14 protein-coding genes are annotated in these 15,838 nt (G+C 50.8%); 8 read left to right on the forward strand and 6 right to left on the reverse strand.

All coding sequences use genetic code 11. The annotated features are described in order from the left end of the window. Positions 1–220 precede the first annotated feature (220 nt). Positions 221–871 (reverse strand): class I SAM-dependent methyltransferase, encoded by a 651-nt coding sequence (locus AC3DOM_RS07830; protein ID WP_487918482.1) that lies wholly within the window; start codon positions 869–871, stop codon positions 221–223. A 78-nt stretch (positions 872–949) separates the two neighbouring features. Between AC3DOM_RS07830 and AC3DOM_RS07835 the strand changes: the two genes are divergently transcribed. Genes AC3DOM_RS07835 through AC3DOM_RS07865 form a run of 7 tightly spaced genes read left to right on the forward strand, consistent with a single transcriptional unit; the run spans position 950 to position 8,252 of the window. After that, the gene (locus tag AC3DOM_RS07835; protein WP_487918483.1) at positions 950–2,092 is read left to right on the forward strand and encodes a thiolase family protein; all 1,143 of its coding nucleotides are present in this window, start codon (positions 950–952) and stop codon (positions 2,090–2,092) included. 42 nt (positions 2,093–2,134) lie between these two features. Next, the gene (gene folK / locus AC3DOM_RS07840; protein ID WP_487918484.1) at positions 2,135–2,614 is read left to right on the forward strand and encodes a 2-amino-4-hydroxy-6-hydroxymethyldihydropteridine diphosphokinase; all 480 of its coding nucleotides are present in this window, start codon (positions 2,135–2,137) and stop codon (positions 2,612–2,614) included. Between the two features lie 41 nt (positions 2,615–2,655). Beyond that, positions 2,656–3,078, forward strand: a complete 423-nt coding sequence (locus AC3DOM_RS07845) for a hypothetical protein (protein WP_487918485.1) — start codon at positions 2,656–2,658, stop codon at positions 3,076–3,078. Next, complete coding sequence (locus AC3DOM_RS07850) at positions 3,078–3,224, forward strand: hypothetical protein (protein WP_487918486.1); 147 nt, start codon at positions 3,078–3,080, stop codon at positions 3,222–3,224. The genes AC3DOM_RS07845 and AC3DOM_RS07850 overlap by 1 nt, the downstream gene beginning before the upstream one ends. A gap of 5 nt (positions 3,225–3,229) precedes the next feature. Then, the gene (folP, locus tag AC3DOM_RS07855; RefSeq protein WP_487918487.1) at positions 3,230–4,147 is read left to right on the forward strand and encodes a dihydropteroate synthase; all 918 of its coding nucleotides are present in this window, start codon (positions 3,230–3,232) and stop codon (positions 4,145–4,147) included. Beyond that, complete coding sequence (locus AC3DOM_RS07860) at positions 4,144–5,463, forward strand: TFIIB-type zinc ribbon-containing protein (protein ID WP_487918488.1); 1,320 nt, start codon at positions 4,144–4,146, stop codon at positions 5,461–5,463. The genes folP and AC3DOM_RS07860 overlap by 4 nt, the downstream gene beginning before the upstream one ends. After that, positions 5,463–8,252 (forward strand): transglycosylase domain-containing protein, encoded by a 2,790-nt coding sequence (locus AC3DOM_RS07865; RefSeq protein ID WP_487918489.1) that lies wholly within the window; start codon positions 5,463–5,465, stop codon positions 8,250–8,252. The genes AC3DOM_RS07860 and AC3DOM_RS07865 overlap by 1 nt, the downstream gene beginning before the upstream one ends. Positions 8,253–8,361: 109 nt before the next feature. On the opposite strand, the gene AC3DOM_RS07870 is transcribed toward AC3DOM_RS07865, so the two are convergent. From AC3DOM_RS07870 to rnz, 5 genes are all read right to left on the reverse strand, one after another. Further along, a complete protein-coding gene (locus AC3DOM_RS07870; RefSeq protein ID WP_487918490.1) occupies positions 8,362–9,483 on the reverse strand; it encodes an aminotransferase class I/II-fold pyridoxal phosphate-dependent enzyme in 1,122 nt (373 codons plus the stop codon). A 561-nt stretch (positions 9,484–10,044) separates the two neighbouring features. Beyond that, entirely contained in the window at positions 10,045–10,449 is a 405-nt protein-coding gene (locus AC3DOM_RS07875; protein ID WP_487918491.1) for a response regulator, read from the reverse strand. Positions 10,450–10,798: 349 nt separating this feature from the next. Beyond that, positions 10,799–11,389 (reverse strand): LOG family protein, encoded by a 591-nt coding sequence (locus AC3DOM_RS07880; RefSeq protein WP_487918492.1) that lies wholly within the window; start codon positions 11,387–11,389, stop codon positions 10,799–10,801. 95 nt (positions 11,390–11,484) lie between these two features. Beyond that, a complete protein-coding gene (pfkA, locus tag AC3DOM_RS07885; RefSeq protein WP_487918493.1) occupies positions 11,485–12,468 on the reverse strand; it encodes a 6-phosphofructokinase in 984 nt (327 codons plus the stop codon). Beyond that, positions 12,465–13,388 (reverse strand): ribonuclease Z, encoded by a 924-nt coding sequence (gene rnz / locus AC3DOM_RS07890; protein ID WP_487918494.1) that lies wholly within the window; start codon positions 13,386–13,388, stop codon positions 12,465–12,467. Before rnz ends, pfkA begins: the two co-directional genes overlap by 4 nt. 183 nt (positions 13,389–13,571) lie before the next feature. Here rnz and AC3DOM_RS07895 point away from each other — a divergent pair. Then, positions 13,572–15,838: FtsK/SpoIIIE family DNA translocase (locus AC3DOM_RS07895; protein WP_487918495.1), on the forward strand; the 2,267-nt coding region annotated here is incomplete at its 3' end.

Genomic DNA, 15,838 nt, shown 5'->3' on the forward strand with positions numbered 1-15,838 from the left:
CCATTCTTTTCTTCACAAAGAGCAATATCGCAAATGCTGAATTTAACCAATTTGTTTAATAACCTATTATATGACGGCGGTATTTTACTGGCAACTGCTCATGAAAATCATTATTATCCAAATAATATAAGTTTCATCCCCCAAAAACAAATGTCTATTGTCATCAAGGTTACCTGAGCCCTTACAGGATGCTGTGCGAGGGGGCAGGTGGAGCAATTTCTTAACGATTTATCCTGGAATCTTTTCCTTTTCTATTTGAATATATATACATTTGATGACCCCACTCAGCCGGATATATCGCAATTCTGGAAAATACTTTTTTGCCAATAATGATTTCATGATAAATCGGATTATTGTAAATGATTATTATTTCTCTATCGGTTCTTTGGATGGACCGGTTTATTTTTCGCATAACTCTAACCATAATTTCAGAGGGAAAGGGGTTATAGAAATAAATATAATTATAGCGAGTATAGTGTTGAAAAGTCGAAGCGTCGCAAATAAAGACATCACTTCTTTCCACATTTAATTTCTCGAAATTTCTTATCGCTATTCTCGCAATATGCTCTGAATACTCCACCCCATCAACTCTCGCAAAGGGGAACTTTAGCATGGATCTCATTGCACTGCCTTTTCCAGAGCCTACATCCACAATAGAGTCCTTATCTGTAATATTATGATCGTGCAATACCTGTACCAAATAATGATTCCCGGACGGAGAGGTGCGGTCCACATTTTTCGGATCATAGCCCAATTCTTCTGCTTGAATTTCAACTTCAAAATCTAACCCCAAAATTCTATCCATAATTATTCTTGCTTCGTATAACAAATTTATATTTTTATTTCTCAGGATGATCTTTGAAAATTTCATGGGTTATTTTGTTTCAATCGCAAGGCTTTTCCTGTACAATAGCTTTGCCGAAGTATAGCATTCTCAAAGGAAAATACCATGTCTGATACCGACGTATTTATTATCTCCGCTGTACGCAGCGCGATTGGCCTGGGCCGTGAAAAAGGGGCTCTTTATCCCCTTGCCCCTGTTGACCTTGCCGCTCAAGTCATGGAGGCAGCCATCCGCCGTGCGGGCATTGCCCCGAAACGCATCGACGATGTGATCTGGGGCATCGTCACCCCCATCGGCGATCAGGGCGCAAATATGGCCCGCCTCGCCGCGCTCAAGGCCGGCTTTCCCGTGGAGGTCCCCGCCGTCAGCATCAACCGGATGTGCGGTTCCAGCCAGCAGGCGGTCCACTTTGCTGCGCAGGCCATTCTCGCGGGCGATGCCGGTCTCGTCCTTGCAGGTGGGACCGAGATGATGTCCCATCAAGTGCTTGGGGCGGATTATCCCGAGGCGTGGCCGCAGGATTTTCCCTATGACCTCGTCCATCAGGGGACAAGTGCCGAGATGATGGCAGAAAAATGGAGTCTGACCCGTGACGAGCAGGATGATTTTGCGTTCCGCTCACACGAGAAAGCTGCCGCCGCCATAGACGCAGGATATTTCAACGATCAAATCATCCCCTTACCCCTCCCTTCCGGGGAAGTTTTCTCCACTGACGAAGGCGTCCGTCGCCCCCCAGATCGCGAAAAGATGCGCACCATTAAGCCTGCCTTCAAAGCGGATGGGACTGTTACCGCGGGCAATGCCTCCCAGATCAGCGACGGGGCGGGCGCACTGCTGCTCGCCTCTGCCGAGGCCGTTGGACGATATAACCTGATGCCCATCGCCCGCGTCCTGACGCGCACCGCTGTCGGTACCGATCCCATTCTGGCCCTCGATGGCACCATTGCCGCAACCAGAAAGGTCCTTGAAATGACCAATGGCCTGACCCTGGATGATATGGATCTGATCGAGATCAATGAAGCCTTTGCCAGCGTGGTTTTGGCCTGGGCAAAAGAACTTGATGCCAATATGGAGAAAGTAAATGTCAACGGAGGCGCCATCGCCCACGGGCATCCACTCGGTGCGACGGGTGCGATCCTGATGACAAAACTCGTCCACGAGATGCAGCGACGCCAGGCCAGATTTGGCTTGCAGACGATGTGCATCGGTCATGGCATGGCAACCGCGACAATTTTGGAAAGGGTATAAACTGTAGGGCGGGTCTGAGACCCGCCCCTACCCATAAATTTCATGTCAATTATTTATATCGCTTTGGGCACCAACCTCGGTGATCGCCTCGCCAACCTGCGTTCTGCCATCGAATCCCTCGCACCAGATGTGCATATTATCCGTGAATCGACCATTTACGAGACTCCGCCGTGGGGTTACACCGACCAACCTGCATTCCTGAATATGGTCATTGAAGCTGCCACAAGCCTAAAACCACGGGCATTACTCACTTATCTCAAAAAACAGGAAGATGAATTGGGGCGGATTGAATCCTTCCGCTATGGTCCCCGCCAGATCGATCTCGACATCCTTTTTTATGATGATCTCGTCCTCAGCGAAGATGATTTGCACATCCCGCACCTGCGTTTGCACGAGCGGGCTTTTGTCCTCATACCACTGGCTGATCTCGCTCCGGAACTTGAGCATCCCATCCTTGGTCAGCGTGTGCATTCCTTGCTAAATGATGTTGATACCAGCGGAATCACCCCTTTTTCGGTATAATCACTTCACCACTTAATTTAGAAAATTTCTGGAGGTTTCCCATGTCAGACGTAAAGCCCCTTAACTGGAAACACGAGCCCGGTATTGGCTACCATGTTGTCCGCCGCAATGATGGCGGGATGCACTACACTTTCACTGATCTTTCAAAAGCGACGGTCGTGCATTGGAAAAAGTTTGCCGAAGAACACCTGTTTGATGCCGATCGGCTGACCCGCAACTTATATGATTTGCGTCAGGTAGAAGATGTGCCTGAAGAGGCCTTGCGCGCGGCAATCCGTCTGAATAGCGACCCCTCGGCGCGAAAAATTCGTCTTGCTGTTGTGGTTGCTAATGAGGAAGCTGCGAACGCAATCCGCAAAGTAGCTGCATTGGCCGACACGAATTTCGCAGCTGATATCCACATCTATACTGATCTCGAGGAAGCCGAATCCTGGCTCTCCAAGCCGCTGGATCAATTTGCTTAATGCTTCACCGCAAAGACATACATGTGCCTCCCGAAGGATATCGGGACGATGTGCGCACAGTGCAGGCAGAGTACACACGTGTGCCAGCGCACAGTGCGGGCAAAGTTTTTCTTTGTGATCTTAGTGCCATGGTGGTGATCTTTTAGCGCTTATGCAACCTCTCAAAATCAACAACCAAACTCTCGCATGGGGCGAACGCACCTATGTGATGGGTATTCTCAACGCCACGCCCGATAGCTTTTCGGGCGATGGTTTATTACCCTCCCCAACCCCCCCCTTTAATTCCCCCCCCGCAAGCGGGGGGGGCGAGGGGGGGGGTGGGGAGGCATTAGCCCAAGCCCACCGCTTTGTGGATGCAGGCGCAGATATCCTCGACGTCGGAGGCGAATCGACTCGCCCGGGTTCAGAACCTGTTAATGCGGATGATGAAATGGCGCGCGTTATCCCGATCATCCGCGAAATTTCCAGGCAAATACCAGAGACATTGATCTCTGTGGATACCTACAAAGCCTCTGTCGCAAAGGCTGCTCTTGAAGCAGGAGCGCATATTGTCAACGATGTTTGGGCGCTGCGCGCGGACCCTGAACTTGCTTCCGTTGTGGCGTCATTCGGCTGCCCGGTGATCTTGATGCATAACCGCAGCAATCCAGCCAGCGTCGAAGTCCGTGAACAATTGGGGAAAGCCTACGCTGGCGCAGAATACGATGATCTGCTCGAAGATGTCAAACGTGAACTGCTCGAATCGGTTGAGTTGGCGAAGCAAGCCGGGGTCGCGGACGAGGCGATCATCCTCGATCCGGGAATTGGATTTGGGAAAACGATCGCTCAAAATCTGGTATTGAACGACCGTCTCGACGATATCCGCGCCCTGGGGTATCCGGTTTTACTGGGCCCCTCACGCAAATCTTATATTGGCTACACCCTCGATCTGCCCGCCGACCAGCGCGTGGAGGGAACAGCTGCCGCGGTTGCGGTTGGTATCGCCCGCGGCGCAGATATTATCCGTGTCCATGATGTGAAGGAAATGGTGCGGATTGCCCGTATGACCGATGCGATTGTGCGCCGATGAGTGATGAACGAGTCCGGCGCTTAATGCATTCTGCAGTCACAGCCTTGAAGAGCGGGGAAAATAATCTGGCAAACAAATATCTTGAGCGTGTCTTCATTACTGCAAGAGATCACGATGTGTTGGCAGATGCGTGGTTTTATTTGAGCGAAATCACCGAGGAAAAAGAAGAAAAACGAAAAGCCCTGGAAGAAGCACTCTCATACCGAATGACCCATGCCCGGGCACGCCGCTCTTTGGCGATCCTGGATGGCAAACTCAAAGCAGATGAGGTGATCAACGCAGATAGAATCCCGGCACCTGCCACCGAAGACAGAGAGGGCAACGCTGAGCGTTTTATGTGTCCCAATTGCGGTGCGCGGATGAGTTTCTCCCCTGATGGGCAAACGCTGAGTTGTGATTTTTGCGCAAAGGGTGAAAGCGTTGCCACAGAAGGTGAAACCTTCGAAGAACAGGATTTCTTCACCGCGATGGCAACCTTGCGCGGACATAGCAAGCCCGTCGCGCGGAAGGTCTTCCATTGTGAAGGCTGCGGCGCAGAATTTTTGCTTCCCCCCGATTCTCTTTCTGCTGCCTGTGCATATTGTGCCTCACCCCATGTTGTCAGCCACGATGAAATTCGCGAACTCCTTGACCCGGATGCCATCATTCCACACGCTTTTGATCAACGCGGCGCTACGCGGCTTTTAGTCGAATGGGTGCAGGAAAACAATTTTACACCCCATGGCAAGGTTATGCCCCCACGTGGATTTTATCTGCCGGTATGGACTTTTGATATTGGCGGGGCAATTCGGTATCATGGTCAGCGTTATGAAGAACAGACCATTGGTTTTCAGACAAAAATGGTGCTGAAAACTGAAAAGGGAGATTACCCTGTTTTTATTGACGATCTGGTTATCCCCGCCAACCACAAGCATAAGAAATATATTTCGCGTCTTGTTGAGACCTATAATTTGCGCGAAGCAAAACCCTATGATGCCCGCTATCTGGCCAATTGGCCTGCTGAAGCTTACGAGATCGCCCTTGGCGATGCCTCGCTGGAGGCACGCAGTCAGGCGAATAACCGCTATAAAAAAGAAGTGGCCCTGCGGATGAGTTATCTTGCCAAACTAAAAACCTCTTCAGAAAATTTGGCGATCGATTCTTATAAGCTGCTCATGCTACCCGTCTGGATGACAACCTACCCTTATGGAGAGAAGGATTATCTTGTCCTCATCAACGGAGAGAATGGCATGGTTCAAGGCGAGTTGCCAAAAAATGCAAAGCCCAGGTCCAATGGCGGGATCATGGGCTGGCTGGATAATTTTCTGGATTCATAATGTCTAGCACCCTCACTATCCTCCGCAATCGTCGTAAACGACGCACTGGATCAGGCCCTCGCCTCGAAAAAGGCAGTCGCAATCTAGGCGTGGGATGTGGATTCATCCTCAGCCTGCTGCTGATCTTTGGCATCTTTTCTCTTATTTTCAGCTATAAAAGTATTACCAGCGATCTCCCCTCACCAGAAACACTTGGGCTTTTACTCAATCCGCGCGATGGCAGTCTGCTCCAGCCCACACGGATCTATGATCGGAGCGGGGAACATCTAATCCAGGTTTTCGCGCCCGAAGATGCTCCGCGCCGTTATATCCCTCTCAGCAAAAATAACCCGCAACATCTCCCTGATTCTCTTGCGCAGGCCACCCTTGTCCTGATCGATCCCTCCTTTTGGGAACATCCCGGCTACAGCCTCGCCGATCTTGGTAACCCCGAATCCCATCCCACCCTCACCCAGCGTCTCGTTGCTGACCTGCTGCTTTGGGATGAAGCCCCTTCTCTGCGTCGCGCCCTCCGTGAGCGGATACTGGCGGCCCAACTGACCGAGATCTATGGTCGTCAACAAATCCTTGAGTGGTGGCTGAACAGCACCAATTATGGGCAGCATGCTTATGGTGCCGAAGCCGCCGCACAGCTTTATTTTGAAAAATCAGTCACCGAGCTGAATCTTGCCGAATCCGCCACCCTCGCAGCCATTAATCAAATCCCGGCTCTCAATCCCATTGATACACCGACGATCGCTTATCAACGCAGACAAGAGACTATCCATATCATGGAGGCATTGGAGATGCTGGACAAAGACAAAGCAGATACAGCGTTACAGACGCCCTTTGACCTGCCCTCATTTGAAGAAAGAGGTAACCCGGCTCCGGCATTTACCCGTTTAATCTTCACCCAACTTGCAGACCTATACCCTCGAGAGCGGCTCGAACGCGGCGGGTTGACAATTACCTCCACCCTTGATCTTGACCTGCAAAAAGAGTCGGCCTGTGCGGTGGCAGCACAGGTTGCCCGCCTAAGCAGCGAAAAAGAAAATTCTTGCGCAACAGCACGCCTGCTACCCTCACTTCCGATAGCAAATACAGTTAGTAATGTCCACGCCAGTGCGATGCTGATCGATCCGGTCAATGGACAGATATTGGCAGCGGTTGGTGAGACCACGCTAAATGGAGAATCCGCTAATTTGGCGGCCCACAGGGCCGGGTCAAGTCTGACTCCCTTTATCTATCTAACCGGGTTCACGCGTGGGCTGAGTCCTGCGTCGCTTTTATGGGATATCCCCAACGAAGCGAATACGCAAAATTTTGACGGGAGTTTTCATGGGCCACTGCGTTTGCGGATGGCATTGGCAAATGATTATCTCGTTCCCATGGAAGGGGTCCTGGCGCAGATGGGCAGTGAAAACGTGACCCGGATCTCACGTTCCTTTGGGTTGGATTTTGACGTGCTGACATCAGAAAATGCCTTGCTCTCCCCTCTTGATATGGCACAAGCTTTTGGGGTATTTGCTGCTGATGGCGTGATGCATGGGCAGCAAATTAATGAAAATCTGCAAGCCGTGACAATCCTGAAAATAACTGATGCGGAGGGCAATACCTGGCTGGATTGGGCGACGCCTCAATCTCAGCCAGTGGTTACAGCACAGTTGGCGTATTTGATGAACAATGTCCTGAGTGACGAGACAGCGCGCTGGCCGAGTCTGGGAACACCAAATGCGCTTGAGATCGGGCGTCCCGCAGCGGCAAAGATCGGCCAATTGGCTGATGGACGCGAGGCATGGACGCTTGGATATACCCCCCGGCGTGTCATCGTCATCTGGATGGGAGCTAACGAAGCTTTTTCACCCAAAGCAGCGGCGGGGGTTTGGCATGCGCTTATGCAGACCGCCAGTACAGACCTCCCCCCTGAGGGCTGGGAAGCGCCTATCGGCGTTACAAAAATGGGTGTCTGTGATCCCTCTGGTTTGCTTCCAACAACAGATTGCCCGAATATCGTTAACGAAGTTTTTCTGAATGGCTCTGAACCAAGTCAATATGATAATTTGTATCGTACCTTTGAAGTCAACCGGGAAACCGGCTATTTGGCAACAGTCTTCACCCCACCAGAGTTGATCGAAGAAAAAAATTATATGCTCGTTCCAGCAGAGGCGCGGGTTTGGGCTGAGGCGGCCGGGCTGACAACACCGCCCGATTCTTATGACGCAATCCAGTTGCCGCCGCGTTTACCAAATGCGAATATCAGCCTCCCCGATCTTTTTGCCGATGTGAGTGGCATGGTTGAAATTGACGGGACAGCAGCAGGGGAAAACTTTACCTATTATCGTGTACAGGTTGGGCAGGGACTTAATCCACAGGGCTGGACCCTGATCAGCGAGGATATTCACGAGCCAGTCCAGGGAGGTACTCTCGTTACCTGGGATACGAGCGGTCTGAACGGACTCTACGCAATTCAATTGCTGGTCGTGCAGAAGGATGAACGCCTTGAGATCGCCACAACTCAAGTCAGTATTGATAATGAGTCACCAACACTACGCACGATTTATCCGCAGGAAGGGGAAAAACTGGATGGCACCAAGGATCGTCAGATCGATATTCAGGTCCAGGCGAACGATAATTTGGGAGTGGATGTGGTTGAGTTTTATATTGACTTTCAACAGGTGGGCGCGGTGTCAGATTCACCGTATACCTTGACCTGGGCAACCTCGCCGGGGAATCATCAGTTGAAGGTGGTCGCACGCGACAGGGCGGGGAATTCGGTTGAAGAGAGCGTGCGCTTCATAGTAGAACGTTAGACGATATCACCACCAAGACACAAAGAGCACGAAGAAACCCTTTGTGACCACAAAGAAAAACTTTTCCCGCATTGTGCGCTGGCACATGTGTGCGTTCGTGGAAAAAATATTAGCTTTTAAACTTCTTATCCAAATATTCCCCAAAGACATCCAGAACCTCCCCAAAATTCTCGCGTCCAAAACCGATCCGGAAGTGCTGATTCCCATAGTCGAAAACATGCGAGGGGGCGATCATGATCCCGGCCTCTTCAACAAGAAGATCAGCAAAGGCCAGCGTGCTCTCGTCGCCCAACATACGCGGAAAACAGATCGAACCGCCACGGGGTCTATTCCAGCGGAAGAGATGCGCATATTTAGTCATAAATTTTTCAAGCAAGGCTAAATTTCTGCCCACGCGTGCGTTTTGATCGGCGATGATTGCCCCTTTGTTTTGCAGAGCGATGATCGACAGAATTTCGCTTGGCGCGCTGCTACAGATGGTGGTGTAATCTTTTAGTTCGCGCATCCGTGCAAGGGTGGGCTGATGCCGGGTTGCGATCCAGCCGATCCGCAGGCCGGCGAGGCCAAAGGTTTTCGACATGCCGAAGAGAGAAAAAGCTCTTTCGTAATTTGAGCAAGCCGAAGTCAGGGTCGCACCGGGATTTATCTCCAGAAAACGGTACATTTCATCGGAGAGCAGGAAGATCCCTTTTTTACGGAGCATCTCGATCAGCGCATCAAATTCATCCTGTGGAGGGATATAGCCGGTGGGATTATGCGGGAAGTTGACTACGACCAGCTTCGTGGAAGGGCGGATCAGCGCAGCGAGTTTTTCCAGATCAAAATGCCAGTCGGCCTCTTCATCTGGTTCCCACATGGAGACATGGCAGCCAATAGTGCGCGCGATCTCGTAAAGGGATTGGTAGCCCGGAAAAGCCGCAATGACGTGGTCACCGGGTTGGAGCAGGGCTTCCATAAGCAGGAAGATGTTTTCCTGCGGTGCAGCGACAAGCAGGTTTGATGCACTCAGACCTGCATGAAATTTGGCAGTTTCCTCCAGCAGGAGGGGATGCCCCTGTGATTCGGTGTAGCCAAGTTGGAGGTTTTCCCAGCTTGAGCGCATTTCCGGGGATGCCATCTCAAGCAATTCTGGCAATCTTAGCGATTCGCAATCGGAACTGGAGAGTAGATATTTGGCGGAGAATTCGTGTTTGGCAAAGTAGCGTTCGAGGGTGAAGGGAGGGATTTTCATGGGTTTCTCCTTTTTTTGCACCACAGAGACACAGAGAGTTTTTGGGAGTATTTTTTACTACTGAGGAATAAATCCCCAAGCTAGTTCGCTTAAGCCCGCTCAAGTGAACCAGACAACTTTAGTCGGCTGTGGCATTTAGCATGGATGTTTACGTCCGTGCGGTAAAGAATTCGTGTTTGGCAAAGTAGCGTTCGAGAGTGAAGGGAGGGATTTTCATGGGTTTCTCCTTTTTTTGCACCACAGAGACACAGAGAGCACAGTGTGCCAGCGCACAGTGCAGGCAAAGAGTTTTTGGGAGTAATTATTGCTGCCGCAGAGTGTTAATTATACCTGCCAAGCAAAGGAATCCCACTAATTAAGAAACATTCTTCTAATTACCTCCCTGGTAATCCTTCTTTGAATTTTTCATTATGTGATCGCTGCAAAGCGTAAATATTTCTTTTCCCCGCGTTATTTTATTGCAGAATCTAGTTATTTGTACTAAAAGTACTCATCCCCCCGGGCAATGGCCATGAGATGAGTATTCTCCTCCCCACGAAGGAATGATAAATTCTCGTATATTTAAACCACGGATACACTTTGATGTATTTTGTCGTATGAGGGTTTCGATGGTTTTATACGAGAAACGAGCTTTGTTAACTGTTCAACACTGATCGGTTTTAGTAATGTAAAGTCTGGCTCTGCTGGCAAACCCTCGACCATATAGGCATGTGCAGAGACCACAATTATCTTGGTCTGATCGAATCGCCTGTCATTTCGAATAATTTTCAGGATCTCGATCCCGGATACAACAGGCAGCCGTAGATCCAGCAAAACAACATCAGGTCGACTGTTGGAAAGTCGTTCAACAGCAACCTGTCCATGAAGAACGATCTCCGTCCGGTATCCCGCGCTTTCAAGAGCATATCGGAATAGAGCAGCGATTTCAGGTTCATCTTCAATGATCATTGCAAATGGTTTGTCCATAATCCCTTGTCCCTTCATTTTGGTAATCAACCAAAATAACACCGATTACCTCTACTAAACTATATAAGAGTACACTATCCCAGGCTTCAAAACAGGCTTCAAAACCATAGTAAAAATCAGCTCGTAGGAGCTGATTATTACTAATATTGGACTTACGCAATCCTCTTTTTTTCTCGCCGCAATGCTCTGCGTTGCGGCTTGGCTACAATACCCCAACGCTGAGCATTGGGATAAGGATTATAAAAATGCGTGAGTCCTATAATAGAAGGAATTTCATCTTAGTGAAGAAAGTTCTTATGACTTATTTCCAACCCTGGAGAGGGGAAAATCTTGATAATTATTTAGCTATTCACTCTTGTCGCATCCATCTCCTGACGGCATCCTCGAGGTGATTGTGACTCCCCATCGCTTCCAGCAAGGCAGCAGGATCGGCGTTACAGAGCAATCCTTCACGGTGCTCACTGAAGATAAAGCCTTCTTTTTGAGCATGCTCAATCATTTTGAGCATCGGTTGAAAATAGCTGCGCACATCCAGCAAACCGACCGGTTTACCATGTTCGCCGATCTGTTTCCAGGTCAGGGTCTCGAAGAGTTCGTCGAGGGTACCGTATCCACCGGGTAGGGCGATAAAGCCATCCGCGAGTTCGTGCATCCGTGCTTTGCGGGCGTGCATCGAGGGCTCCACCTCCAGGCAGGTAATATCATTTTTTGCCAATCCGGGGGTGTTCATGCTCGGAATGATCACGCCAACTGCCTCACCACCCCCCTCGATGACTCCGTCTGCGATTGCGCCCATCAATCCCGTTTTGCCGCCGCCATAGATCAAACGGATCTTGCGCTCGGCAAAGATTTCGCCCATTTGACGGGCAGCAAGCAAGTAGTCCGTGTGAACCGAATCTGACGATCCGCAGAAAACGCAAATTGAGTTGAGATGATTCATAAGAAATTATTCTACGCTTATTTCCCCTCACCCGTCTCGCTAAGCTCGCCACCCTCTCCCGCCTGCGGGAGAGGGGATCGGGGTGAGGGCTAAAATTATTGTGCCAAATTGCGGACCATATTATAAAATTCAAGATTGACAGGGCGAGTATTGCTGACCACATCTTTGAGGGGGGCAAGGGTAATATCACGTCCGCGCAAGCCGACCATAACGTCGCTTTGCCCCTCCAGCAAAACCTGAACCGCACGAATGCCAAGGCGCGCCGCAAGCAGACGGTCGAAGGCGGTTGGTGAGCCACCACGCTGGATATGTCCTAAAATGGTCACGCGAGTCTTAAAGCCAATATCCAGGGCGTCAAGTTTTTCAGCCAGCTCAGTTGAGCGAAGAGTGGCTCCTTCAGCAACGATGATAATGGCGTGATTTTTGCCGCGTCTATAAGCATCCTCGATGATCTCTGCCACATTTTCAACCGTGGTCGGGAACTCGGGACAAAGCACAATTTCTGCGCCACAAGCAATCCCAGCCTGTACTGCGAGGTAGCCGTTATTACGCCCCATCGTTTCAACAAGAAAGGCGCGAGTATGCGAGGAGGCTGTATCTCGCAACTTGTCAACTGATTCTGTAATGGTATTCAGGGCAGTGTCTACGCCAATTGCCATATCTGTTCCCCAGATATCATTATCGATACTAGCAGGGATGCCGACCACCTTTACGCCCTGTTTGGCGATGGCATGTGCTCCGTTTAAAGTTCCGTCACCGCCGATGGTGATCAACCCGTCTATGCCTTCTTCGTTCATATTGCGAATGGCTTCACGCTGCCCATTCTTTTCACGAAAGCGTTCACTACGCTGAGCTTGCAGTACTGTTCCCCCTCGACGCAGAATCCCGCCCACGTCACGGGCATTTTTCCAGCGTTTGAATTCGCCATTGATCAACCCCTCATAACCATTCATCACGCCAACTATATTGATGCTTTCGCCAAAGGCTGTCCGCGCAATAGCGCGCACGCAGGCATTCATCCCTGGGGCATCGCCACCAGATGTAAGAACCCCTAAGGTATAGTTTTTCTTTGTACTCATATCTCTTCTCTTTTAACCTGATAAGTATCGAAGTCACGGGCGACGTAGGAATTGGGGAATATCGCTCGTGCTTCGCTTAGGATATCTCTTTCACGATAACGGCGGGATAAATGTGTCAGGATCAGTTGCTTGACCTTGGCTTGCTTCGCCAATTCGGCAGCCTGCCGCGCCGTTAGGTGGCCGAACTTACCCGCCATTTCGGCATCTTCGTGGGTATAAGTCGCTTCGATCACAAGGGTATCCAGATCCTGACAGGCTTCGATCAAATTATCGGTGCGATTTGTATCTCCGGTAATTGCCAGACTGATCCCTTTTTTAACGGGGCCCAGCACATCTTCAGGATCAATACGGCGGCCGTCTGCGAGGGTGATGCTCTCGCCATTGATCAAATCCCGGCGGACGGGGCCAAATGGAATCCCGAGTTCATCCGCTTTTTCCGCCAAAAAGGGGCGATGTGATTTTTCATCAAAACGATAGCCAAGACAATCGGGGCCACGATGGGTAACCGAAAAGGCGGTGATGGTGAAATCCTTTTCCTCAAAAACAAGACCTGGTTTGATCTCACGCAAATGTACCTTGGCATCTGGTTTTCTGCCGGGCCATACCACACTGTAAAGCAGGTTATGGACGCGATCGAGAGTATGGCGCCCGCCGTAAATTTCGAATTCATCGAGAGCCTCCCAACGTGTGAGCGTTGAGAGCAGCCCGCCGAGACCAAGAATATGGTCGAGATGACCATGGGTAAGCAATACGCGGGTAAGACGCTTGAAACCAAGTCCCGATTGTAAGATCTGACGTTGGGTGCCTTCGCCGCAATCAATGAGGAAGCGATATTCGTCGTGTTTTACCATCTGTGCTGAAAGCCCACGCCGGATAGATGGGGCAGCTGCGGATGTGCCAAGAAATATAATTTCGAACAAAATATGATCCTATCAGGTGAGATGATTTCTAATTTTTCATCTGAAATACGAGTAAATTATTGGTGGCTCTAGTGCCTTTTTTACAGACAAGTATTGTACTCGATTAAAGGTTTGAACCACCTGATGAAAAGACCATTTGTGCTATACTTTAACGCAAATTCCAAGTCTAATTGAGAGAGTCGTATGCCGGCCAAAAAAACTACCAAGAAAAAACCAGTCAGGAAATCTTCATCATCGAATAAAACGAGCAAGTCCAAAACTTCCGGAACGAGGAAGAAAGAGCCTGTTCAGTTAAATATCTGGCAAAGACTATCGATCAATCGCCGTCTTGATCTGATCGGAACGGCATTGGCACTGTTGGGTATATTAACCTTCCTCAGCCTGGGTTCCGCGAATCGAAGTCGCTTCATCGAGGTCTGGGTTGTCTTCATTACGCATGCCTTTGGATGGGGTCGATGGATATTTCCCGCCGCATTGCTTTTTCTTGGGGTCTGGCTGATCGTTCGCAACCAGGAGAGTATTCCTCATCTCTCTGTCGAGCGTGTAACCGGGCTTGCTTTCCTCTTCCTTTGGCTTTTGCCGATCTCACAGCTCCTCACAGAAAACCCGGTACAGGAGGTTGCTTTTGCAGATGGACTCATTGGTGGGGGCTATTTGGGGGCGCTTTTCCTGCGCCTTCTTTGGACAGGCCTGGGTAGTCTTGGGGCCATCACTGCTTTATTGGCCTGGCTCTTGATTTCCCTGACAATGACCCTGGATATTTCCATCCAGGATTTTTTCGGATACATTAGCACACCCTTCAGGATGGTTTATCAGATTTGGAGGGAGCGTCTCGCCGACGTACGCGCTGCCAATCCTCCGCCAAAAGAAATGCCCCCTGTCCAAATGAATGGCTATACCCCTATTGAGGGAACGGCCTCCCCGGTTGCCTCCACGCCTCAGTTTCAAGAGGGCATCTCTACAGGAGAAATGCGGATTGAGTGGCAGTTACCACCGATTGCAGAGGTTCTCGATCCCGGTTCGGCCCCGTCGATTAACGAAAAATACGTTGAGGGGCGCGCCCGCCTGATCGAAGATACCCTGGGTTCTTTTGGTGCACCTGTACAGGTGGTAGAAATAAGCCGGGGGCCAACGGTCACTCAATTTGGTGTTGAACCAAGTTTTATTGAGACTCGAAACGGGCGGACGCGCGTCCGCGTCAGCAAGATCACATCACTGGGAGATGATCTCGCGCTTGCGCTGGCCGCCTCCCGGATCCGCATTCAGGCACCAGTTCCCGGTAAGGGATATATCGGCATCGAAGTTCCCAACGAAGAGATGGAGCTGGTCGCCTTGCGGGATATTCTCGAAAGCGATATTTTCAAACGCAAAGATATGCCACTCGGTTTTGCGCTTGGGCGCGATGTGGCCGGGCATCCCCAGGTTGCCGATCTAACCGCCATGCCGCATATGCTCATCGCGGGTACAACCGGATCTGGTAAATCGGTCTGTATTAACGCCATCCTGACCTCAATGCTGCTCAACAATACGCCGGATGATCTGCGGCTGGTCTTGGTTGACCCCAAACGGGTTGAACTGACAGGGTATAACGGCATCCCGCATCTGCTTTCGCCGGTCGTTGTCGAGACAGAGCGTGTTGTTGGCGCATTGCAGTGGATGACTCGGGAGATGGATAAGCGCTACCATGAATTTGCCCAGGTTGGCGCACGCAATATCACCGATTATAATGGCCGCATGAAGCTCCAGGGGGGCAAAAAACTACCCTTCCTTGTGATCGTCATTGACGAATTGGCAGATCTGATGATGATCGCCCCCGATGAAACCGAACGCACCATCACACGGCTGGCCCAGCTTGCACGCGCAACCGGGATCCATATGATCCTTGCCACCCAGCGTCCCAGCACAGATGTGGTCACTGGGCTGATCAAAGCCAATTTCCCGGCCCGGATCGCCTTTGCAGTTGCGTCAGGCGTGGATAGTCGCGTCATCCTCGACCAAACCGGCGCAGAAAGGCTTTTGGGCCGTGGCGATATGCTCTACCAGGCCCCCGATGCCCCCGCGGCTGCCCGCTTGCAGGGTGTCTTTGTCTCAGATGCAGAAACGGATCGGCTCGTTCAATTCTGGAAAATGCAGACCGGTCAGCAACTCAGTGCCTATGCAATGGCAGGCACGCAGATGTCCAAGCCCCCAACTGGGGTACCTCTCAAACAGGTAGAAATGTTTGAGGAGATGAACCCGGCCAAAAAGATCGATCCCCTCTATGACGAATCGATCGATCTCGTCCGCCGCCAGGGGCGTGCTTCCGTTTCCATGCTGCAGCGAAAGCTCCGGATCGGATACACGCGAGCCTCCCGCCTGATGGATGCGATGGAGGACGAGGGCATCGTTTCTGCCCCAACCGGGGGAACCGGCACCCGCGATGTTCTCGATTATGGCAAGGCTGCACCACC

Source organism: Candidatus Desulfolinea nitratireducens (assembly GCF_982879505.1).

Coding starts and splice junctions, on each gene's coding strand:
- folP (WP_487918487.1), top strand. CDS start 3,230: ATGCAACCTCTCAAAATCAACAACCAAACTCTCGCATGGGGCGAACGC.
- folK (WP_487918484.1), top strand. CDS start 2,135: ATGTCAATTATTTATATCGCTTTGGGCACCAACCTCGGTGATCGCCTC.
- AC3DOM_RS07845 (WP_487918485.1), top strand. CDS start 2,656: ATGTCAGACGTAAAGCCCCTTAACTGGAAACACGAGCCCGGTATTGGC.
- pfkA (WP_487918493.1), bottom strand. CDS start 12,468: ATGAGTACAAAGAAAAACTATACCTTAGGGGTTCTTACATCTGGTGGC.
- AC3DOM_RS07860 (WP_487918488.1), top strand. CDS start 4,144: ATGAGTGATGAACGAGTCCGGCGCTTAATGCATTCTGCAGTCACAGCC.
- AC3DOM_RS07875 (WP_487918491.1), bottom strand. CDS start 10,449: ATGGACAAACCATTTGCAATGATCATTGAAGATGAACCTGAAATCGCT.
- AC3DOM_RS07850 (WP_487918486.1), top strand. CDS start 3,078: ATGCTTCACCGCAAAGACATACATGTGCCTCCCGAAGGATATCGGGAC.
- AC3DOM_RS07830 (WP_487918482.1), bottom strand. CDS start 871: ATGAAATTTTCAAAGATCATCCTGAGAAATAAAAATATAAATTTGTTA.
- AC3DOM_RS07870 (WP_487918490.1), bottom strand. CDS start 9,483: ATGAAAATCCCTCCCTTCACCCTCGAACGCTACTTTGCCAAACACGAA.
- AC3DOM_RS07835 (WP_487918483.1), top strand. CDS start 950: ATGTCTGATACCGACGTATTTATTATCTCCGCTGTACGCAGCGCGATT.
- AC3DOM_RS07865 (WP_487918489.1), top strand. CDS start 5,463: ATGTCTAGCACCCTCACTATCCTCCGCAATCGTCGTAAACGACGCACT.
- AC3DOM_RS07880 (WP_487918492.1), bottom strand. CDS start 11,389: ATGAATCATCTCAACTCAATTTGCGTTTTCTGCGGATCGTCAGATTCG.